This window comes from Pseudomonas sp. BIOMIG1BAC (assembly GCF_001705995.2).
In the GTDB taxonomy this organism is placed as follows: Bacteria; Pseudomonadota; Gammaproteobacteria; order Pseudomonadales; family Pseudomonadaceae; genus Aquipseudomonas; species Aquipseudomonas sessilinigenes.
In genome coordinates, this window is the sequence record NZ_CP049045.1 from 2,535,593 (window position 1) to 2,555,934 (window position 20,342).

Sequence of the window (20,342 nt, forward strand, 5' to 3'; positions counted from 1 at the left end):
GCTTGCAGAAATCCGACATTAGTTAAACTGGACGACAGCGCCATCTAGCTCCGCTAGCGTGCATTCGACGATGGGCATGCACGACTCCTCGTCAGGTATCCAGCGTCTGCCACTGCAGTTGCAGGTCGGCTTGGTAGCCTTGCTGGCGTTGCAGGGAGCCGTCCAGTTCGGCATTCATCTGTTCAAGCATCTCGCTACATTGACCCCGAGCAAGTCGGCTTTGTCCACCAGGTAGACCGCTAAGGTGGAAAGTGATTCCGCTCACCGCACCTACGATCACCGCCGTGGCCAGGTCCGCTAGGGGGGCTATGAAGGGCACGGCGGTCAGATATTTGCTGACGGCTTCCTCCAGCACTATGCCGCCAACGATGATAGCGCCGCCGACTAGAACCTTAGACGCTTCATGAAGGCCTTCGTCGAGCGTCATGCCAGCGGGCCGAATTAGTAGAGTCTTGCACGCGCTGAGCAATGAACCAGCGCCTTCGCGGATCATACGTACCGTGCGCTTGGCGGTGGTCAGAAAGGCGTTGACCAATACCGTCACCAAGTTGGCCAGAAGGCCGCTGACGAATCCCCCTGCCGTCGCTGCCAGCACATCTTTCCACCCACGAGCGACGTGCAAGGCGACACGTTTGAGGCGCCGCTTGAGTTCTGTGCCTACAGTGGACTCAGCGGCACGGCCGTTGCGATACCAGTCCTGCAACTCATCAAGGATCCCGGCGAACAGCTCGACCAAGATGGCGCCCATCGCCGCTTGGAAAGCCGCGCGCCCACCGGCCATTGTGCTGCTGTGTAGGCAGTCCTGGCGGAATTTTTCGCTGCGATAACAGGCATCGTTGACGGCTTTCTCGTATGCAACCCGAGCCAAGCGGTCGGCATTGAGCAGCCGCTCGGGATTGGCTGCAATCTTCTCCTGCTCTTCCAGCTTGGCCAGCTCTTGCTTGGCCTTCTTCCTCATCGGCTCACCCATTGCCTGCTTGTCACGTAGTTTTTTGAGCTTCTCCGTACGGGCCACCGTAGTTTCTTCCAGCCAATCGAGATATTCCTTGGCGCTCTTCTTGCCCATCGCCGAATTGGTTGAGATCGAGGTCGGTTTAAGGTTGGAATCCTCGTTCGCTAGGGTTGCGCCATCTTGACCGCCTAGAACGCGGCCGGGGTCGGTGTGGATCTCTTTGGCGGAGGTAACATGGTCCATGCTGTGGCTGTCACTGCGGCGCGAACTCATGATTTCGTCAGTGTAGGCGTCCCTCAGGTTTCCTTTGACCACTACAGAACGCCGTATAACTGGAATGCCCGCTCGCATTCACCTGCACGATATGCACGTGACCAGCCGTCTTCTTGTCGGTGCACTGACGAACATTCAGTACGTGAGTTATCCAGTGGCCGATGGCTCCGAGTCTGGTCACCCAGTCTACGAAGTGGTTTACGAAGGGAATCGCTATGATCGTAAAACCGCAAACACCCTGTGCAGAACAAGCGTGCGGGAAGCAGTGACTGAAAGTGATCGGCTGAGTCTCCAAGCCGGTGATACCTACCGCATTGAACGGTACACCCTTCATGAGGCCGTGGTTGCTGCCGATGTCGTTACGTGCACATTGGTCTGCATGCACGAGCCTGCATACGGTGTGGTCAAGCTGATGGGTGTTGATGGATACCCCGAAGAACTTTCCTTCGTGCGCACGGAGCACGATGGGGCAATCTTCCTCAATTACCTCTAAGCAGCCCCGCCCGCTCTCAGTAAGTAGTTGATCGACAGAGTCCTGTATGTCTGCGCGCTGGTTGAGGCACTGACGCATTTGCGGATGAAGGCTTCGCTCATCATATGCACTGCCCTTGATAAAGCTTGCCCGTTCATACCCTTCAAGCGACTGTTTCAGCGCTAAGCAATCAGCACCAGAACTAAAGCTGGCGGAGCACGAGCCGAAAGCGAAATGGATGGAAGCCCGAAAGAACAAAGGCTCGACGCCACGCCTAGGCTCGGTTCACGGTTGTAGCAGTCAACATCGACCATAGTCCCACCACTGTTTGGCTATTGCTCTTTACAGATCAGCCCTATCTGAACGTGTGGAAACATTAGGTTTTGTGAGCGTTGGCCGCACCTGCTTGCAGGTCTGGCATTCGTTGCCCGTACAGAGAGGGTGGTAGTGATTGGTCCCACACGTAGCCACCAGCCCCCAAATAGTTGGCAGACATAATACCCATCACTCAACAACCCCAAGCCGCTCAGCAACCCACTGCTCTATCTCAAAGGAATCCCAACCTACCGCACGCCGTCCGATGCGCTTGGCCTGTGGAAACGCCCCCTCCTTCATCAGCGCATAGATATGACTGCGCCGAAAACCGCTCATCTGCTCAGTTTCGGCAAGACGCATGATACGGCGGGCGCTGCGCGACATGGGCACAACCGGGAGGTCTCGTTCGATCTGCTTCACTGCTCAACCCTTACGCCTTGCTGGCGCTCAATGGACGTCATGGCAGTGAAAGCTACGCATGCAAACGCGCACGTTAAGATAATACGCGCATTTATTTTTTGGCTTTGCTCAGAACCCTTCTCACCTGAGACGCCGATTTTTCAAGACGTATAGCGATTACCGACGCGGGGAGTTTTTTCGCAGCGAGCTCAAGCGCTTCCTCATGCCATGTGGGCACTGACTTTTTCGATCTATTCTTCGCAACGGTGGCCCGTTTCTTATCCAAGGCGATGGTCTTCCGCTCGCTGGCCAGTTCCTCGAGTAAACCCTCAGTCGTGCCGAACTCTTCTGCTCTCGCCATCTGCACCAAGCAGTGGATGAGATTCAAGCTCACCGGCACCGTACCGTCATACTTGGCTCGGTGAGGTCCTTTACGCGCGCTGTAGTAAAGAGCCAAGGCAGCAGTTTCGATACGACTAAATTCGTCCCACTGATCCACCTCTTTCATCCAATCCACAGCGTTGTCACTGCTGAGTTCAAGCCCTTCCAAGATATGTGCTGGCGCAAACATTAAAAGCAGTCCGGCAATCGCCTCGCTATCCATTCAGCTTGCTCCTTGCTGAGCCTGCTTTAGCTCAAGATGTATTAAATCGCCGAGGCTACCATCGTGCGCTACCCCTTACCCACATGGGCCATGGCATTACGCATGAAGTGGACGCGGCAGCGCTGCCAGGTCGCGTGGAAGACCTTGGAAACGGCAGCTTTAAGCCCTTCGTGAGCGTCAGAAATTACCAGCTTCACACTGCGTAGCCCGCGTCGCATCAGACTGCGCAGAAAGTCCGTCCAGAACGGCTCAGCTTCGGATGGACCAACCCGCATACCCAGGATTTCCCGGCCTCCATTGGTGTTTACCGCTACGGCGATTATGACCGCGACCGAGACGATGCGCCCCGCCTCCCGGACTTTGACATAGGTCGCGTCAATCCACAGATAAGGCCAGTCGCCCTCAAGGGGTCGATCAAGGAAGGCATGGACACGCTCGTCAATCTCGCCAGCAAGCCGCGATACTTGACTTTTAGAGATGCGGGACATGCCCATGGCCTTGACCAACTCGTCTACAGAGCGTGTGGAAACGCCTTGCATGTAGGCTTCCTGAATCACCGCTGCCATCGCCTTTTCGGCAGTTCTGCGTGGCTCCAGAAACCCTGGAAAGTAACTGCCTTGACGCAATTTCGGGATCTTCAGGTCAACGTCGCCAGCACGAGTCTGCCAGAGGCGGTCGCGGTAGCCGTTGCGGCTGTTTATATGGTCTGGACTTTTGACATCGAAGCCTGCGCCGCACAGGCTCTCAACGTCGAACTCCATCATCCGCTGGGCAACGAACTGGATCATTTGCTTGAGCAGATCGGCGCCTGCACCTTTCTCAACCAACTCGGTCAATTCGATAGTGGGCTTGGTCATCGTGGTTTCTATGGTGAGTGTTTGGTCTTCGTAAACTCAACATTAGCCAAGAACCACGATGACCATCCTCTTTCGCCCACAGGGCGCTTTCGGCTGGTTCAGTTACATTACTTTCAGGGACACGATCTTTTTTTGAAAAAAATCGGCCATGTACATCTCAAATCAGTTAGAAAGGATATTTTCGATGACTAGATTGAACACTGACCCAATGATCAGTGGTGAACTCGTTTATCGCCCATTCTCCGTTAAACCTTCCGAGTCCGGAGTTTTTTTCACCACCAAAAGGAACGTGTGGTTCATCATTAATGGGGATATCGTTTACGTGACTCATGCCAGCGTTTATCTGACGGGCAAACGCAACGCCGAGCTCTAAGTTGGCTGTGAATACAGAGCTAGAAAGGCCAAATTCAGTTAGATTTGCAAGAACCAATGCGTGCTCACGATCATCCGCGCGCTGAATGCCAACAAGTGGACCAAATATTTCCTCTCTTGCAATGTCCATATCTGCGGTTACATCTGCAAACACGTGGGGAGGAATCAACTGCCCTACGACCTGACCGGATACAATTACCCGCGCACCTTGCTCTTCTGCTTTCGCAATTTTTCTCTCGAGGGCGACGCGTTGGCGGGCATTAATGATTGGGCCGATCACGGTATCAGAATAGTTTGGATTGCCGACTTTAAGCCCCCTCACGCGCTGTGCAAATAAATCAATAAAGGACTCGTATACGGGCGCCTCCACGATAATCCTATTAATCGCCATACACACCTGGCCTTGATGGAAGAATTTCCCCATGATTGCGGCGTTTACCGCTAATTCCAAATCAGCGTCAGCTAAAACTACAAACGGGCTATTGCCACCCAGCTCAAGCGCAACATGTTTTAGATATTGGCCGCAGGCCAAGCGTCCAATGTTTAAGCCAATAGGAGTAGAACCTGTAAACGAAATAAATTTGGGAACAGGGTGCTCGACAAATGCATCACCTATTTCAGCGCCCGATCCCACAACGACACTTAATACTCCTGCAGGCAAACCTGCTTCTTCAAATATTCTTGCCAGCAACAATCCCCCGCAGATTGGAGTATCACTTGCGGGTTTTATAACAACTGAGTTTCCTAGGGCAAGTGCTGGCGCTACCGAGCGTTGAGTGAGGTGTACTGGAAAATTCCAGGGGCTAATAACCCCAATAACACCTAAGGCCTCACGATAGATTCGATTTTCCTTGCCTGGAACGTTGGACGGCATGATGCGACCATGTACACGAGTTGGGAAGGATGCAGATTCGAGCGTTATTGCTCTGGCAGCATTCCATTCAACCATAGCTTTGGTGCGACTGCTCCCAGACTCGCGAATTATCCAATCTATAATTTCTTCACGACGGGTGTCGAAAATTTCAACTGCTCGGAGCATCACATCCGCGCGAAAAGCAGGACTTTTTCTAGCCCATTCGAGTTGAACTGCAGCTGCCGTTAAATAAGCATCATTTAGATCTTCAAAAGTTGCCTGAGATAACGATGCCAAAAGTTTGCCATCAAATGGATCAAAAACTGACAATAGTGCATTTGCACGGCCACGTCGCCAAGTGCCGGCTAATGGTAGCTCGTGAAATTCCGGATAGCATTCGTAATTGAGTCCCATACTGATCACCTGGTTATGTTTTTTATGTTTAAATTTAAAATTTTGTTGTCAGTAGCAGCTGGGTGTAAAAGTTTGATTTCGAATTCCCGAGCTGTGATCCGCCATGATCTAAATCTGCATCTGGGTTAAACATTCCGATCAATGGCATAAGGAATGCATGCTCACTGATATTCCATAAAGCATAGATATCAACCTCCTTAGCGTCGAGATTTGAAAAAGTCCCCGATTTGCCTACTGTATCAAAATTGAACAAAAGCATACCTATGGACAGTTTATATGTGGGAGCGATCGAAAGTGATATACTTTTTACCCTTGTATTTGAGTTAAAAGGGCCCGCGTAGTTTGACGCCACCTCACCTTGAAACCATGTACCAAGTGCCCTTACGTTGCCGTAAAATAACGGATCATATCCTTCCGAGAACCGACTGTATCGATAGTTAATGGTTGGAGACAAATACAAATCCGAAAATTTCCAGCCCGCTTCAACGTACCAGGCGCTTTCATTTGACCTGTCATTTTTTATCTGCTCGGCATATTCTGCTGAAAGAAATAGATCGGGGTATCCGATATTGCCTTGCCCGCGCAATGAATATGTTTTTGTACCATCTCTATTCAAAAAATCAAAACGCTTGTCAGTATTGGTTACTTTGAGGTACGTAAGGCCGATCGTCCCCTTTTCCGTAATATTTTCCAAAGTCGCTATAGCTAAGCGGGCTTTAGCTTGAGCAGGATTATCTGATTGAAGCCACATCAAATCGCTTCTTAAGCCGCTGGCTCCACCGACACGTAAAACAGCCGTTTGATCAAAGTTCTTTCTTCCAGTTAGATAGTAGGCGCCGCCACGATTTAGTGTGCCATCTGCTATGCCCCTGCCAAGATTTAGCGAATCACCAGCAACTAGAAACCCATCGCCAATGGCAATATTCTGGCGGCCAAATGAGATGTCCACTCCATTATCACCGAGACTAGGGAATTTACTTCCGGAGCGCCAGCCAGCATATGCGTCCTCGATTTTGGTTCTACGTTCATTGCCGTCTGTCCATCCAGCAGCGTCGCCATCTCCAAATGTTCCAGTGCTAACCCAGGGCGGCGGCAAAAACTGAGTGCAACACCTGACCTTTCCGGTACGGTGCTGCCCCTATGTCATATACCGAACTCAGCGTTGAAGAACGCGCCACCATCCAAATCGGCCACGCCCAGGGCTTCAGCCTGCGCAGGATTGCTCGCCTGATCAATAGGTCTCCTTCGACCATCAGTCGAGAGCTGCGCCGCAATCGAGATGTCTGTGGCAGCTACTCGGCCCGCGCGGCCCAGGAGCAGATGAAGGCCCGCCGCCAAGTCTGTCGACCGAGCCGAAAGCTGCTGCCGGGGAGCGAGCGCTTCGAACTGGTGGTTCATATGCTGCGTGAGCGTTTGTCTCCCGAACAGATTGCCGGCAAGCTGCGCCACATGAACATACCTAGCCTCAGAGATGCCTACGTCTGTCGCGAGACGATCTACAACGCGATCTATGCCCTGCCAGTGGGTGAGCTGCGTAAGGAGCTGATCATCTGTCTGCGCCAAGGCAAGACGACGCGCCGGCCGCGCTCTGGTGGCGTGGATCGGCGCGGCCAGATCCCCGAGATGGTCAGTATTCATGTGCGCCCGCCGGAGATTGAAGACAGGCTGATGCCGGGGCATTGGGAAGGCGACCTCATCAAGGGTAAGGCCAACGCCTCGTCCGTCGGTACGCTGGTGGAACGCACCAGTGGGTACCTGATGTTGGTGAAGATGAACGACGCGACGGCGACTTCGGCGCTGGAAGGCTTCAGCGCCGCGCTCAATAGCATGCCGCTGGAGATGCGCAAGAGCATGACTTACGACCAGGGCCGGGAGATGGCGCGACACGCCGAGATCACCCAAAGAACCGGCGTGGCGATCTACTTCTGCGACCCGCACAGCCCCTGGCAGCGCGGCAGCAACGAAAACATCAACGGCCTGATTCGCCAGTACTTGCCCAAGGGCACAGACCTGTCGGTACATAGCCAGGAGGAGCTGGACGCCATTGCGCTGCAACTGAACATGCGACCGCGTAAGCGCTTCGACTTCAAATGCCCAATCGAAGTTATGGACGAGGTGATGCAGAAGGCCATGGCTATGCGGCATGATGCTCCAGTTTCAATTCAATGACCGTGTTGCACTCAGCTCCTGCAACCGCCCAGTTAAAGACTAAAAATATATTTGACGGAGCTGCTTAGCTGATGAAGAGTAACTAAATATCACCTCAATACGCATGATTATAAAGAGCGACTTGAATATGAGTATTGGCTATATATTGGATCAACAAGCTCTTGATGACGCTCGACGACGTCTATTGGACGGCGATTCACTCCCTTTGGGGCTTCTACCTCCATCAATCGCGAGTTCATGGGAGCGCTCAAGAGATGTCGGCTTGTCTCCATGGGATCGGCGTCTAAGAAGTCATTCCTCCCATCACGAACTAAGTGGCTTTGATCAGAACCTTGCCGTTTGCGTCAAGCCCGAAATTGACCGTTTATGGGGCGTATTTGGCGGGCGCGATTGGACGCTCTTCTGTGTCAATGCGCAGGGCGTAATCGTATATGCCAAGCATGCTCCAATGCCTGATGCTCTGAACCCACTCAGTGTCGGTAAGCGCGTACATGAGGTCGATATAGGAACCACTGCTCCCAGTTGTACCTTGCATGACCAAAGGGCCATGGTTATTTATGGTGGTCAGCATTACTTAAAAGAATTCGAGCAGTTTTTTTGTGTGTCGGTGCCATTGTATGGTTTGCGTGGGGAGTTGATTGGTGCTCTAGATATTACTGGTATTGGTACTCGTAATGCGCCTGCTGTATTAGAGCAATTAAAAATCGCTGCCATGGCCGTAGAAAGTCGTTTGTATTCTACGCTGGAAGGCTGTCAGATTATTGCTCTACAATTTGATCCAAGGCTGATTGGAACGCCATTTCAAGGGTTGATAGCCATAGATGGTGATGGAATTGTTCAGGCGGCAAACAATACTGCGAGAAATATTCTTGGCATTCAGCATGTTCTAAAGGAAGGGGAGGATTTGAGCTGGGGGCAGTTTTTCGAGAATAATTCGGCGTCTGTAATATTTAACTCACCAAGCTTGATGCTGTTAAATGATGGGGCATCGGTATATGCCCAGTCGTTGGTTGTTCAAGACCAGCGTAGGAAACAAGCCTATTCCTCGAATGCAATGAGCTCGATGGGCTCAGATGAGGGCCTGAATCAGCAGTTCAAAATGGCAGCTAAAGCATTCGCAGCTAGCATCCCTGTACTACTGCTCGGTGAAACAGGTACGGGTAAAGAGGTCTTCGCTCAAGCGCTTCACAACGCCTTGAGCCCAGAGGCTCCATTCATTGCCATCAATTGTTCGGCCATCCCAGAAAATCTGATTGAAGCAGAGCTATTCGGATATGTCGAAGGAACATTTACTGGTGCAAGAAAGGGGGGGGCCAAGGGACGTATTGAAGAGGCCAACGGAGGAACCTTATTGTTGGATGAAATTGGTGATATGCCCCTAGCTCTTCAAACCCGCTTGCTCAGGGTTCTTCAGGAGCGAGTAATTACCCGCTTGGGTAGTTCTGAACGCCACCCAATAAACGTTCGAATTGTCAGTGCAACACATTGTGATGTAAACAAGCTTATATCTGAGCGGAAGTTTAGAGAGGATCTTTTCTATCGCCTCAATGGTCTTCAGGTGCAAATGCCAATTTTGCGTCAGCGCCAGGATATTGAACGGCTAATCCAAGTGTTGATAGAAAAGTACCAAGGGGGCACATTGCACCCAGAATCACTTAGTTTGCTGGTTCAGCAGGAGTGGCCGGGAAATATAAGGCAATTAGAGCAAAGTATTCGTTTGGCAGTGGCTCTGGCGGAAATTGGAAACGTTATTCTCCCAGAACATTTCCCCGGTCTTGCTGGTGCTAGTTGTAAGTTAGAGACTAAGTCTCTTAAATATTTCGAGAAAAAAAAGATTCAAGATGTACTCGATGCTAATCAAGGAAACATAAAGGAGACTGCTAGGCAGTTGGGAATTGCAAGAGGCACCATTTACCGGAGGCTAAAAAATGAGTAGCTTACAAAACTACCAATACGCATGCTATGAGCAGTGCAATTTTTCTCAGGTAAGTTCGGCATCTCCAATGAGAATACTAGCTTTACTTTAAAAAATAATTTCATCCAACAGCAGTCGATCTGGCCAGCCCAGCGTTTCGCTGTGCCTAAAGGTATATGTAATGCTGTTACGGCTAGTTGTCCGGCTAATTGATAGCCGTGATCGGGAAAAACTTGAACGCTCTCTCCGTTGGCTGTTTACATTTGTTCGACCGCACCTCTGGGCAATTGTTGGGTTGCTCTGCCTATCTATTACGTCTTCAGTGCTAGTGCTAGCACAACCATGGCTTACCAAAATGCTCATTGACGAAGGCGTGTTGGGGCGAGACTTCAGCCGGCTGTTGCAGGTTGCTATTGCCATGGTTTTAGTCGGTATCTTTGGCGTACTGCTGGGTGGAGCAAGTCGCTACCTGCATACTCGACTTTCAGGTCGAATTCTTTTCAATTTGCGTGATTCTTTGTATAGCCATTTACAGAGGGCGGTTGCAGGAGCTGAGTGCAACACGGTCATTGAATTGAAACTGGAGCATCATGCCGCATAGCCATGGCCTTCTGCATCACCTCGTCCATAACTTCGATTGGGCATTTGAAGTCGAAGCGCTTACGCGGTCGCATGTTCAGTTGCAGCGCAATGGCGTCCAGCTCCTCCTGGCTATGTACCGACAGGTCTGTGCCCTTGGGCAAGTACTGGCGAATCAGGCCGTTGATGTTTTCGTTGCTGCCGCGCTGCCAGGGGCTGTGCGGGTCGCAGAAGTAGATCGCCACGCCGGTTCTTTGGGTGATCTCGGCGTGTCGCGCCATCTCCCGGCCCTGGTCGTAAGTCATGCTCTTGCGCATCTCCAGCGGCATGCTATTGAGCGCGGCGCTGAAGCCTTCCAGCGCCGAAGTCGCCGTCGCGTCGTTCATCTTCACCAACATCAGGTACCCACTGGTGCGTTCCACCAGCGTACCGACGGACGAGGCGTTGGCCTTACCCTTGATGAGGTCGCCTTCCCAATGCCCCGGCATCAGCCTGTCTTCAATCTCCGGCGGGCGCACATGAATACTGACCATCTCGGGGATCTGGCCGCGCCGATCCACGCCACCAGAGCGCGGCCGGCGCGTCGTCTTGCCTTGGCGCAGACAGATGATCAGCTCCTTACGCAGCTCACCCACTGGCAGGGCATAGATCGCGTTGTAGATCGTCTCGCGACAGACGTAGGCATCTCTGAGGCTAGGTATGTTCATGTGGCGCAGCTTGCCGGCAATCTGTTCGGGAGACAAACGCTCACGCAGCATATGAACCACCAGTTCGAAGCGCTCGCTCCCCGGCAGCAGCTTTCGGCTCGGTCGACAGACTTGGCGGCGGGCCTTCATCTGCTCCTGGGCCGCGCGGGCCGAGTAGCTGCCACAGACATCTCGATTGCGGCGCAGCTCTCGACTGATGGTCGAAGGAGACCTATTGATCAGGCGAGCAATCCTGCGCAGGCTGAAGCCCTGGGCGTGGCCGATTTGGATGGTGGCGCGTTCTTCAACGCTGAGTTCGGTATATGACATAGGGGCAGCACCGTACCGGAAAGGTCAGGTGTTGCACTCAGTTTTTGCCGCCGCCGAGCCTATCGCCTGCGTTTTACGGTAGGAGAAGGATTGGCGATCTTATGTCGCGCTTGGATGGGGATGTTGCCGAGATTCAGCGATTTTCTGTAGACGCTTTATTTACGGCTGTTTCGAGCATTATCGGACTGCTGGGTGCGGTCACCCTTATGGTCGTCCTATCGTGGCAGCTGTCTCTTTTGTTGGTCGTGTTAGTGCCTCTTGAAGTGCTTTGGTTACGGATGATGCGACGCCGAGTTGCAACGCATACTCGTGGCCTTCGCGAGCGCTCAGCTGATGTCTCTTCCTTTTTGGTTGAAACCCTACCATCGATGAAATTTGCCCAGACACTCCGCCGAAAGCGGCAACAATAAACACACCGTTTGCCAGCGCAATGCCCAGACACACCCCTGTTGCCCTCTTCCAACCGGCGGCGATTGATGTGCGGGCAACGAGAAAAAAATCCGGGCCTGGTGATATCAACGCCAGGAAATGCGCAGCGACAATAATCAAAAATTGCTGCATGACTGTCCAACCTCCAAGGATGTAATCCATGGAAGTCTGCAAGCAGCCAAAGGTCTTGTATTGAAGAAAATTGCGCGGCGCTATGACCTATAGAGCCCTGGCGTCACACCAGCGTGCGCTTTGAAAATTCGCTGAAAGTGGCTTTGATCGGCAAAACCCAAGCGATAGGCGATATCGGCTAGCTCTGCACCTTGACGCAGCCAATCGCGGGCCTGATTGATGCGTATATTTAGTTGGTAGGCATGAGGCGTCATACCGGTTGCCGTGCGAAACGCCCGAATCAACTGATAGCGGCTCATGTGGGCCATTCGTGCCAGCTCAACCAGCGACTGCATACCCGCCTGGTCGTCTTGCAAGCTATCCATGACGGTCTTAAGCCTGCGGCTCGCGAAGGCTGGCGTCATGGGTACGGCCATCATTCCCTGACGGCTGCTATCGTAGTCGCCTATGAATTCAATGAGAGCAGTTTCTTTCTCATTCACGCTCGCGGCAGAGAATAAGAGGGTATTGAGCTGGCAAAATCTTAAGTAGGTGGAGATATCGCTGGTCAGTACCACGCACTCCTGTTTTTCGGCGCACGACTCAAGCTTGAGAGCCTCAAGCCATCCGGCATCCAGATGAAGCATCTGATAGCTCCATGCCGTATCGGGCGAGGGATTGCATGAGTGAACACAAGCCGATGGCACGAACACCAGCGTACCCGGCTGGATGAGCACCGCACCGCCTACCGCACCAATAAAATTACTTGTGCCTAAGTCTACCGCCCCTATGGAGAAGGTCGGATGACTGTGCGGTTTGTAACACGCACGGCTATGGCATGCCCGCCGACTCTCTACATAGGGCATGGCTTGGTCACGCCAGAATTCAGTTTTTGTGTCCATGGGCGATGTAGAACATTCGTTGGAGGTAAAGCGGGCTATAGCGACATAACATAGCACTGAACCTCCACTAATTTCGTGGATGCATTTGTCCAAAAGCCATGAGAGCCGGCATCAGGCGACCATGGGTGGACTCCCGGTTGAGCGAACCACGCGTTTGGCGGAGGAACTAGGTATTGATTCCTGCGTCGTGGCAGGCTGGATCGGCATCACTCCAACGGCTTCCCTCATGACCCCAGCGGAGGGCGATGCCTTCTGTCGACTTACGAACCTTGTCGACGTGCTGATGAACGTCGTTGAGTCAGATCAAGTCGCGTCGACACGGTGGCTCACGTCGCCAAATATTGCGCTAGGAAAGGTGCAACCCTTTTTCCTGCTGAGAACCGAGTTCGCTGGCCGAACTGTACACCGGGTGTTGCTCTCTATTGAGTACGGACTGCCGGTTTGACTAAGTCGCTGCTTTTGCTCTCGGTATAAAGATCGGGTTCTACCCCGTTAGCATTGGCCACCTGTCATGAATCCAGGCGTATGCTGCCATAGGAGTCGTGGTTTTCATGGTGATAGAAATGACAATGCCGAATGAGCGCTCTCGCGCTGTAATGAGGACGAAGTCATTGTGCTGAATGCGGGCTACGCCCAGCTTAGCGACTTTGATGGTGCCATTATCATGGGTAAGGAAGACGTTCTCAGGGCCGCGCAAGCTGCACCGAATGCCAGCGTTGTGGCGGTTCATCTCGATGCGATCAATCACATGGCTCTGAGCCGCGAGGCGCTAACACAGTACGTAGAGGAAAAAGGTATCAGCGACCGCGTGCAAATCCCTGAAGACGGCGCAACTCTGCAGTTCTGAATATTCGCGCGGGCATTTCGCACAAGGCTCCGCGTTAAACTCAAGCAGCAGGCTTCGCAGATTAAATCAGGCTATTTTCTGTCGTTTTTCGGCGGCGAAACTCTGCAGGGGTGCAATGCACCTCGCGCCTGAAGAACTTGCTGAAGTTGGTGGGCTCATCGAAACCCAAGTGCAAGGCGATGCTGGCGACGGGTACGTTTGTATGTACCAGTAGGCGTTTGGCCTCCAGAGCAACCCGCGATGCGATGAAGGCTTTAGATGTTACACCCATCGCTGCCATTACAGCGCGGGACAGACTCTTCTCTGTGTAGCCGAGTTGGCTGGCATAGTCAGCCACCTGATGCGACTGCGCAAAACGCTCTTCCACTAGTTCTTGGAAGCGCTTGAAGCGCTGTAGGGCTGGGGCAATCACCGTATCCTGCGATTGTTGGCAAGCCTGCAGGATACTCAAGCGTGTCAGTAGCGCATAAAGCTGATGGTGCAGCAGTGTATGCACATCATTCAGTGTGGCGTTTAGCTGGGTATCCATATGAATCTGCTCGATTGTCCCCGTCACTGTCCGCAGGTCGTTGTCGCCCAGTACGAAATGCTCCGGCAACCTTTTCAGATCAACCGCAAACTTGAGATCGCGAGACGTGGTTGATGTCGGCAACACGAATTCCGGCCGGAACAGCAGGATCCATCCTTCCCAATTCTCCTCAAGCCCGAAGTTATGGGCCTGACCAGGTCGCAAAACCAGCAGCGACCCTGGTGCACAAGCAACTGGGCGGAAGTCGACCATCTGGGTGCATATGCCCTGCGTGACGCACACTAGGGTGTGAAATTCGTAGCGGTGGGTCGTACGCACCTTCGCCCTACTGCAGCGATTGCGTAAATCAGTCAGGTTGAAAACTTCCAGGTCGAGGGAGTAGGAGGCTCGTGGCTGATAGCCTAGAGGCTGAATAGCCATGCTCACCTTCGCCCATCCAGATAGAGACGACACTGCCCGAACTGATTCACATGTGTTTTTTTCGTTAAAAATGTCTTAATAGTATTAATCATTGTCTGCTTTATACCGTTTATTTTGGCTTCTTACGTCTAATAATGATCATGCCAAGGCCGATCTAAAAGGACAAGCAATGAGGACGGCAGATAACCACAGGGTCACCCGTCATTCGGCCGCTATGCAGGGCCTGATGGCCTGACACTATTTTTGAGGTGCTGTCATGACTTATGTAATTCACGGTGCCACAGGTGCCCAGGGCGCACCGCTCCTTGCGCGCCTTATCCGCTCGAGCAAACATGCTGTCGCAGCCGTCCGCAATATCTCTGCCATAAAGAATGTGCCTGCCATTGCGGTCGACAATGGCTCGGTGGATTCGCTAATTGAGGCCTACCGGGGAGCGGAGGGCGTCTTCGTCCATCTGCCGGTGGTCGCTGAGGTAGATCGCCTGCAGTACGCCCAAAACATCGCCCAGGCAATCGCCCTAGCACAGCCGAAGCGCGTGGTGATTTCCACCAGCGGCTGGGTGGTAGATGAGCCTGATTCGCCGCTGCAGAGCCCGACTGAGAGTGCGATCGCGACACTGATTCGCGAGGTTCGGCAAACCGGTGTGTCGCTTGCTGTGGTAGCTCCGCGTCTCTTCTTTGAGAACCTGCTCAATCCCGTTGTGCTGGGACCGGTGAAAACACAGGGCATTCTTTGTTATCCCCTACGAGCCGATTATCCGGTGTCTTGGAGTTCCCACCTGGATGTAGCCGAGGTTGTCGAGCGCCTGCTGATCGATACTAGCGTTACCGGCTTGGTCGGCGTCGGCCAGTCGCCCGCCATTACCGGAATGGATCTTGCGAAAGGTTTCGCGGGTTACCTAAATCTCCCGGTTGCATTCAACAGCCTGGAGCCCGAAGCCTTCGGCGCGATGATCGCCCCATTGTTCGGCGCAGGTGCCGCAGCTGGGGTTGTCGCTGGCTATCAGGCCCAAGCCTTGGCGTCTGCTAACAACATCGTTGAGGAAACCAGTTCACAGCGTCTACTCGGGCTAACGCCTCTCACGTTTCAACAGTGGTTGGCTGAGATCGCTGTCTGAACAGGCGAAACAGTTCGACGCCTCTTGGAGCGCCCCTCGCTCCAAGAGCACGATAGGTGTCCACATCTATGGGAGCGTCGAAGACTCTCACGTGGCGAACTGTCGCGCAGCATCAGTTCACATGCATGGCCTACTGCATTCAACATTCTCTTGGTGGTAAAGTCCCGCCCCATGAAAACTGCTCGCAAAGAACGTTCGCTGACTGCATGGGTGCTTTACTTCAGCATCCTGTTTAGTGCGTTTGTCTGCGCGATCAGCCACGGTCAGATGACCGGTATGCAACTCAGCGGTCTTGATGGGCAGTACTGCTCTTTCGACGGAAATTTTGGTGCTGGTGCCAATCTCGATGGTTCCGGCGTAGTTGCGCCGAACCCGGCCACCGGCTCGAACTGCGCCCTGGCCAGTCTGTTCAGCGCCATTATTCTCGCAGCGTTCTTCGGTCTTCTTGGGCTGCTTGCCGCAGAACGCGTGCAGCCGCTGTTCACACTGCACATCCCACGACTTGCCCGTTATCGCTGGCCACCAGCAAATCCTCGCGCCTCTCCCTTCCTGCTTCCTGCGCTATAAAATCGCCCGTTTAGCATGGCTGTGATGCCACGGCTGCGTGCGGGCTTATCGAACAAAAGCCTGGAAGCCTCACATGTTTCGTATGACCACCTTGGCGCTGCTTATCAGCAGCGCCTCCTTTGCTTGGGCGCAAGATGACGCCCTGACGCTGCCAGCCAGCATCGTTTACGCTGTTGCCGCCGAGCCTGAAGAGGCTACCGGCATCAACTTGGACAGAACAATCGAGAGCGGTTCGCGCCTCAACCTGAGTGCCCGAGAGAGTCCGGCCTCGGTCAGTGTGGCTGACCGGGCGACCATGGAGCGTCTTGGAGTACGTAACTTCCAGGATGCCGCCAATGCTTTGCCAGGTGTGAACGCTTCTGCACCGCCTGGTTGGGGGGGCTATGTGGCCTATCGTGGTTTCAATGGTGGGCAGATCGGCCAATTGTTCAACGGCATTAATCTGCAATATGGCGGTTCAGCACGTCCTGTCGGGGCCTGGATCTATGATCGGGTCGAACTGTTGGGCGGGCCGTCGTCCTTCCTCAACGGCAGCGGTGCAGTCGGCGGTAGCCTGAACTACATCACCAAGCTGGCGAGCAGGGACAAGAACAGCCTGGAAGGGCGCGTGAGCTACTCGCGCTACGACACCTGGGAAACCGCTATCGGCGTTAATCAGGCGCTCAATCAAGGCGATGGGCCGCGTCATTACGCACGCCTGGACTTCAGTCGTACCCATACCAATGGTTATATTGATCGTCAGGAGAACGAAGCTGGAAATCTGGCGTTCTCTCTGCTTAGCGACATCAATGAGCGGTTATCCCACACTCTTGCCATCGAGTATCTGGAAGAGCAGGAAGATAGTCCGGACTGGGGGTCGCCGGTGATGCAGCCGTTGAGCGGCAAGCTGCATATCGACAAGCGCAATCGCTTCAACAACTACAACGTTGAGGATGGCCGTTACGAGCAACGCACCGGCTGGTTGCGCTCGATCACCGACTACCGTTTGGACGATGCCACTCAACTGCGCAACACCTTCTACCACTACAAAGGCCAACGTGATTACCGCAACCTCGAGCGTTACCGTTACAACGCCAACAGCACCGAGGTAACGCGCTCTGCTGCTTACCGTCAACGGCATGATCAGGAGGTCAACGGTAACCGCTTCGAGTTGACCCGTGTTGGCGATCTGTTTGGCCTGGACAGCGACTGGGCCTTCGGCCTGGAGTACAGCCGCAACCAGCAGACCAACTACCCGCTTTCGATCTCGGCGAACTTCGATACGGTCGACCCCAACGGTTTCGATCCGGACGAGTTTCTCGACATCCCCGGCATGGACGCCCCGCGCACCAAGGGCCGCAGCACCTGGACCGACACTTCTTCGGCCTTCGTCGAGAATCGTACCCGTCTGACCGAGCGCCTGGCGCTGATCACCGCGCTGCGTTACGACCATATCGACTTCGAGGTGACCGAGCACGCGACCCGTGTCGAGCTGGATCGCCGCTGGGATGCCTTCACCGGGCGGGCCGGCCTGGTCTATGACCTCACCGATGCCCTCAGCCTCTACACCCAATACAGCACCTCGGCAGAGCCGCCAGGTGGCACGCTGACCAGCGCCTCGGTCGCCCAAGTCGCCGATTTCGACCTGAGCACTGGGCGACAGGTCGAGGTGGGTAGCAAGTACGACTTCCTCAATGGGCGCGGCTCGGCGACAGCGGCGGCCTATCGCATCGTGCGCAAGAACATCTCGGTGCCATCTTCCTCTGTGCCGAACACCACTGAACAGGCCGGGCAGCAGACCTCCACCGGTGTTGAATTGGCCGCCTCGTTCAAGATCACCCCGCAGTTGCTGGCCGCCGGTAACGTCGCCTGGGTACGTGCTGAATACGACGAGTTCAACGAAAACGTCGGTGGTGTGGCGGTATCGCGCAAGGGCAAGAACCCGGTGAACATCCCCGAGCGCGTGGCCAACCTCTGGCTGACCTATGATGTCACGCCGGACTGGCAGGTGGGGGCCGATGCGCGTTATGTCTCCTCGGTCTACGCCAATACCGCCAACACTATGTGGGTGCAGTCGTACACGGTCTACGGGCTGTTCCTCAAGCACGACCTGGATGCCCATACCGAACTGAGTGCGCGGTTGCGCAACCTTACGGACGAGACCTATGCCCGCTTCATCCACCAGAGCAACACCCAGTACTACCTGGGTGAGCCACGCAGCCTGGAAGTGGCTGTGCAGTGGCGTTACTGATGGCGCTGAAGCGGCAGCTGTACCTCTGGCATCGCTGGCTGGGTATCGGCCTGTGCCTGCTGATGGCGCTGTGGTTCGTCTCCGGGGTGGTGATGCTGTATGTCGGCTACCCCAAGCTGACCAGCAGCGAACGCCTTGAGCATCTGCCGGCGCTGCCCGCGATCTGCTGCGCCGAGGTGCCGGCGCAATGGGCGCAGCTGCCGTTGCAACGGCTGCGCCTGAGCAGCCTGGGCGGCCAGCCATTCTATCTTCTGGAGCTGGCCGACGGGCGCCGCGTGACCCTCGATGCGCGCAGCGGTGAACCACTGGAGCGGGCCGACGAAGCCTGGGCGCTGACTGGCGCCCGGCAATATGCCGGTGACGTGCCCCTGCGTTATCGCGGCCAGTTCGAGGAGGATGTCTGGACGCATTCGCGTGCGCTGGATGCCGAGCGTCCTCTGCACCTGGTCGAGCTGGGCGATGCCGAGCGTACCTGGCTCTACCTGTCCAGCAGGACTGGAGAGGTAGTACGTGATGCCAGCCTGCAGGAGAGGCGCTGGAACTGGGTTGGAGCCTGGCTGCACTGGCTATATCCGCTACGCGAAGGCTTTGGCTTCGAGAATGGGTGGCGTGTGTTGATGATCGGATTGTCCCTGCTTGGCACGGCCATGGCCGTGCTGGGCATGGTAGTTGGCGTGATGCGTTGGCGCTTTCGCAGACCCTACCGCAATGGCTCTCGCAGTCCGTACCCAGGTGGCTGGCTTCGTTGGCACCATATCGGCGGCATGCTATTCGGCGTCGTGCTGGTGGCTTGGATCTTCAGTGGTTTCATGTCCATGCGGCCCTGGGGGACTACCGACAGTCGTTCGCGCCTTGATGCCTCTCTGATCCAGGGCGGCTCTCTGCGTGCTGCAGATATTTCGCTCCCTGTCACCCGCGTACTGCAGTTGCTGCGTGTGGAGCTGGATGTGGTTGAGCTGGAGTGGCGTCGTCTGCATGGCAGTGCCTATCTGGTGGCACGAGATGCGTCCGGCAATAGCCGCATGCTGCATGGTGAGGCGTTATTGCATCAGTTCCCCCGCGAGCAGTTGCTTGATGCCGCTCGTGTCATGGCACCTGCCATAGCGCTGGATAGCGATTGGTTGGAGCGTTTCGACTCCTACTACTTCGCTCGCGATGCGCAGAGCATGTATGGGTTTCAGAACCGCCCACTGCCGGTGCTGAGGGTGCGTTTCGATGACCCCGAGCAGAATTGGGTCTACCTCGACCCCGCCAGTGGCGAGATTGTCGCGCGGCATGACCAACGACAGCGCATCGGCCGCTGGCTATTCAACCTGTTGCATAGCTGGGACTGGCATCCGCTCTTGGAACGCCCGCTGTTGCGCGAAGCTTTGATCATCGCTTTCAGTCTTGGCGGCATGCTGATCTGTATCAGTGGCACGGTACTGGGTTGGCGTCGCCTGCGTCGTAAGCGAGTGTTGCAACTCGGAAGAACCCTCCTGCGAAACGAAGGAGGGCAAGTTTGAGCCCCCTTTATCCGCCCCCTTAATGAAGGTGCCTGCCATAGCTCTGGATCAGTACATCGGTACGGTACATCGCGGAATGACTCGCCAGTGCGTCTCATCCTGGAGCGTCTCATTAGGGTGTCGGGCCCTCCAGACCTCGATGTGCTTTAAATTCATCCGATCACAAGAAATCCAGCGGCTCGGCGATGTTTGCGATGCGCACGTGCGTACCAGCAGGTACCTGGCTTCGAGAACGATTCGCACTGCCATGAATGTTTTGGTCGTTACACCCATGACTGACATCTCAGCGCGGGTCAGGCTCTTCTCGGTATAGCCGAGCTGGCAGGCATAGTCGGCCACCTGATGTCACTGCACAAAGCACTTCAGCCAGTAAGGCAGAACTGTGGACGCAGCGGGTCTTGTGTTCTGGCAGGGAGCAGTGAGTTTTCATACGTGTCCTGATATTGAACACTTTTTCTTAGAAACCTCAGGGGTTTAGCGGTGGCACGGCTTGTG

General features: G+C 54.5%; 17 protein-coding genes and 4 pseudogenes. 11 read left to right on the forward strand and 10 right to left on the reverse strand.

Annotation, left to right across the window (positions count from 1 at the left end; translation table 11 throughout):
* Nucleotides 1-91: 91 nt before the first annotated feature.
* On the reverse strand, nucleotides 92-1,225 hold the full coding sequence (locus ATY02_RS12155) for a hypothetical protein (protein ID WP_068579112.1): 1,134 nt from the start codon (nucleotides 1,223-1,225) through the stop codon (nucleotides 92-94).
* A 97-nt stretch (nucleotides 1,226-1,322) separates the two neighbouring features.
* On the opposite strand from ATY02_RS12155, the gene ATY02_RS12160 reads away from it, so the two are divergent.
* Nucleotides 1,323-1,718, forward strand: coding sequence for a hypothetical protein (locus ATY02_RS12160; protein ID WP_141698143.1), 396 nt, complete (start codon nucleotides 1,323-1,325; stop codon nucleotides 1,716-1,718).
* A gap of 483 nt (nucleotides 1,719-2,201) precedes the next feature.
* Here the strand turns inward: ATY02_RS12160 and ATY02_RS12165 are convergent, their stop codons facing one another.
* The 5 genes and pseudogenes from ATY02_RS12165 to ATY02_RS12185 all read right to left on the reverse strand — a co-directional run bounded on the left by ATY02_RS12165 (nucleotide 2,202) and on the right by ATY02_RS12185 (nucleotide 6,460).
* The gene (locus ATY02_RS12165) at nucleotides 2,202-2,396 is read right to left on the reverse strand and encodes an AlpA family phage regulatory protein (protein ID WP_068579121.1); all 195 of its coding nucleotides are present in this window, start codon (nucleotides 2,394-2,396) and stop codon (nucleotides 2,202-2,204) included.
* A gap of 127 nt (nucleotides 2,397-2,523) precedes the next feature.
* Entirely contained in the window at nucleotides 2,524-3,015 is a 492-nt protein-coding gene (locus ATY02_RS12170; RefSeq protein ID WP_068579116.1) for a hypothetical protein, read from the reverse strand.
* Between the two features lie 74 nt (nucleotides 3,016-3,089).
* Nucleotides 3,090-3,872: pseudogene (locus ATY02_RS12175) on the reverse strand (IS256 family transposase); the annotation flags it as partial.
* Nucleotides 3,873-4,038: 166 nt separating this feature from the next.
* Nucleotides 4,039-5,511: an aldehyde dehydrogenase family protein gene (locus ATY02_RS12180; RefSeq protein WP_083236053.1), complete on the reverse strand. Its 1,473-nt coding sequence runs from the start codon at nucleotides 5,509-5,511 to the stop codon at nucleotides 4,039-4,041.
* A 34-nt stretch (nucleotides 5,512-5,545) separates the two neighbouring features.
* Nucleotides 5,546-6,460: a hypothetical protein gene (locus ATY02_RS12185; protein ID WP_164823648.1), complete on the reverse strand. Its 915-nt coding sequence runs from the start codon at nucleotides 6,458-6,460 to the stop codon at nucleotides 5,546-5,548.
* A gap of 191 nt (nucleotides 6,461-6,651) precedes the next feature.
* Here ATY02_RS12185 and ATY02_RS12190 point away from each other — a divergent pair, with 191 nt between their 5' ends.
* From ATY02_RS12190 to ATY02_RS35995, 3 genes and pseudogenes are all read left to right on the forward strand, one after another.
* Entirely contained in the window at nucleotides 6,652-7,680 is a 1,029-nt protein-coding gene (locus ATY02_RS12190) for an IS30-like element ISPsp8 family transposase (RefSeq protein WP_058182715.1), read from the forward strand.
* A 127-nt stretch (nucleotides 7,681-7,807) separates the two neighbouring features.
* Nucleotides 7,808-9,616: a sigma-54-dependent Fis family transcriptional regulator gene (locus ATY02_RS12195; protein WP_164823649.1), complete on the forward strand. Its 1,809-nt coding sequence runs from the start codon at nucleotides 7,808-7,810 to the stop codon at nucleotides 9,614-9,616.
* A 163-nt stretch (nucleotides 9,617-9,779) separates the two neighbouring features.
* A pseudogene (locus ATY02_RS35995) lies at nucleotides 9,780-10,133 on the forward strand (ABC transporter transmembrane domain-containing protein); the annotation flags it as partial.
* A 28-nt stretch (nucleotides 10,134-10,161) separates the two neighbouring features.
* Here ATY02_RS35995 and ATY02_RS12205 read toward each other — a convergent pair.
* On the reverse strand, nucleotides 10,162-11,190 hold the full coding sequence (locus ATY02_RS12205; protein ID WP_058182715.1) for an IS30-like element ISPsp8 family transposase: 1,029 nt from the start codon (nucleotides 11,188-11,190) through the stop codon (nucleotides 10,162-10,164).
* A gap of 59 nt (nucleotides 11,191-11,249) precedes the next feature.
* Here ATY02_RS12205 and ATY02_RS12210 point away from each other — a divergent pair.
* Nucleotides 11,250-11,573, forward strand: a pseudogene (locus ATY02_RS12210) (ABC transporter transmembrane domain-containing protein); the annotation flags it as partial.
* Here ATY02_RS12210 and ATY02_RS12215 read toward each other — a convergent pair.
* Nucleotides 11,572-11,751 (reverse strand): annotated as a pseudogene (locus ATY02_RS12215) (LysE family transporter); the annotation flags it as partial. The pseudogenes ATY02_RS12210 and ATY02_RS12215 sit on opposite strands and share 2 nt — an antisense overlap.
* An 80-nt stretch (nucleotides 11,752-11,831) precedes the next feature.
* Nucleotides 11,832-12,632, reverse strand: coding sequence for an AraC family transcriptional regulator (locus ATY02_RS12220; RefSeq protein WP_068595917.1), 801 nt, complete (start codon nucleotides 12,630-12,632; stop codon nucleotides 11,832-11,834).
* A gap of 283 nt (nucleotides 12,633-12,915) precedes the next feature.
* Between ATY02_RS12220 and ATY02_RS36565 the strand changes: the two genes are divergently transcribed.
* A complete protein-coding gene (locus tag ATY02_RS36565) occupies nucleotides 12,916-13,077 on the forward strand; it encodes an MbcA/ParS/Xre antitoxin family protein (protein ID WP_228022313.1) in 162 nt (53 codons plus the stop codon).
* Nucleotides 13,078-13,296: 219 nt separating this feature from the next.
* The gene (locus ATY02_RS12230; protein ID WP_141698289.1) at nucleotides 13,297-13,479 is read left to right on the forward strand and encodes a hypothetical protein; all 183 of its coding nucleotides are present in this window, start codon (nucleotides 13,297-13,299) and stop codon (nucleotides 13,477-13,479) included.
* A gap of 61 nt (nucleotides 13,480-13,540) precedes the next feature.
* Here the strand turns inward: ATY02_RS12230 and ATY02_RS12235 are convergent, their stop codons facing one another.
* Nucleotides 13,541-14,428: a helix-turn-helix domain-containing protein gene (locus tag ATY02_RS12235; protein ID WP_068595936.1), complete on the reverse strand. Its 888-nt coding sequence runs from the start codon at nucleotides 14,426-14,428 to the stop codon at nucleotides 13,541-13,543.
* A 256-nt stretch (nucleotides 14,429-14,684) separates the two neighbouring features.
* On the opposite strand from ATY02_RS12235, the gene ATY02_RS12240 reads away from it, so the two are divergent.
* The 4 genes from ATY02_RS12240 (at nucleotide 14,685) to ATY02_RS12255 (ending at nucleotide 19,847) form a co-directional block, all read left to right on the forward strand.
* The gene (locus tag ATY02_RS12240) at nucleotides 14,685-15,545 is read left to right on the forward strand and encodes an SDR family oxidoreductase (protein ID WP_164823651.1); all 861 of its coding nucleotides are present in this window, start codon (nucleotides 14,685-14,687) and stop codon (nucleotides 15,543-15,545) included.
* 171 nt (nucleotides 15,546-15,716) lie between these two features.
* A complete protein-coding gene (locus tag ATY02_RS12245) occupies nucleotides 15,717-16,112 on the forward strand; it encodes a DUF2946 domain-containing protein (RefSeq protein WP_068605576.1) in 396 nt (131 codons plus the stop codon).
* A gap of 73 nt (nucleotides 16,113-16,185) precedes the next feature.
* Nucleotides 16,186-18,342 carry a TonB-dependent receptor gene (locus tag ATY02_RS12250; protein ID WP_068595939.1) on the forward strand — a complete coding sequence of 719 codons (2,157 nt, stop codon included), beginning with the start codon at nucleotides 16,186-16,188 and terminating at the stop codon, nucleotides 18,340-18,342.
* Between the two features lie 5 nt (nucleotides 18,343-18,347).
* Nucleotides 18,348-19,847 (forward strand): PepSY domain-containing protein, encoded by a 1,500-nt coding sequence (locus ATY02_RS12255; protein ID WP_068595945.1) that lies wholly within the window; start codon nucleotides 18,348-18,350, stop codon nucleotides 19,845-19,847.
* The last annotated feature ends 495 nt before the right edge of the window (nucleotides 19,848-20,342 follow it).

What these genes read in the sequence shown, in the direction of transcription:
- ATY02_RS12155 (WP_068579112.1), bottom strand. Translation starts at nt 1,225, where the DNA reads ATGAGTTCGCGCCGCAGTGACAGCCACAGCATGGACCATGTTACCTCC.
- ATY02_RS12165 (WP_068579121.1), bottom strand. Translation starts at nt 2,396, where the DNA reads ATGTCGCGCAGCGCCCGCCGTATCATGCGTCTTGCCGAAACTGAGCAG.
- ATY02_RS12170 (WP_068579116.1), bottom strand. Translation starts at nt 3,015, where the DNA reads ATGGATAGCGAGGCGATTGCCGGACTGCTTTTAATGTTTGCGCCAGCA.
- ATY02_RS12180 (WP_083236053.1), bottom strand. Translation starts at nt 5,511, where the DNA reads ATGGGACTCAATTACGAATGCTATCCGGAATTTCACGAGCTACCATTA.
- ATY02_RS12190 (WP_058182715.1), top strand. Translation starts at nt 6,652, where the DNA reads ATGTCATATACCGAACTCAGCGTTGAAGAACGCGCCACCATCCAAATC.
- ATY02_RS12195 (WP_164823649.1), top strand. Translation starts at nt 7,808, where the DNA reads ATGAGTATTGGCTATATATTGGATCAACAAGCTCTTGATGACGCTCGA.
- ATY02_RS12205 (WP_058182715.1), bottom strand. Translation starts at nt 11,190, where the DNA reads ATGTCATATACCGAACTCAGCGTTGAAGAACGCGCCACCATCCAAATC.
- ATY02_RS12220 (WP_068595917.1), bottom strand. Translation starts at nt 12,632, where the DNA reads ATGGACACAAAAACTGAATTCTGGCGTGACCAAGCCATGCCCTATGTA.
- ATY02_RS36565 (WP_228022313.1), top strand. Translation starts at nt 12,916, where the DNA reads ATGAACGTCGTTGAGTCAGATCAAGTCGCGTCGACACGGTGGCTCACG.
- ATY02_RS12230 (WP_141698289.1), top strand. Translation starts at nt 13,297, where the DNA reads ATGGGTAAGGAAGACGTTCTCAGGGCCGCGCAAGCTGCACCGAATGCC.
- ATY02_RS12235 (WP_068595936.1), bottom strand. Translation starts at nt 14,428, where the DNA reads ATGGCTATTCAGCCTCTAGGCTATCAGCCACGAGCCTCCTACTCCCTC.
- ATY02_RS12240 (WP_164823651.1), top strand. Translation starts at nt 14,685, where the DNA reads ATGACTTATGTAATTCACGGTGCCACAGGTGCCCAGGGCGCACCGCTC.
- ATY02_RS12245 (WP_068605576.1), top strand. Translation starts at nt 15,717, where the DNA reads ATGAAAACTGCTCGCAAAGAACGTTCGCTGACTGCATGGGTGCTTTAC.
- ATY02_RS12250 (WP_068595939.1), top strand. Translation starts at nt 16,186, where the DNA reads ATGTTTCGTATGACCACCTTGGCGCTGCTTATCAGCAGCGCCTCCTTT.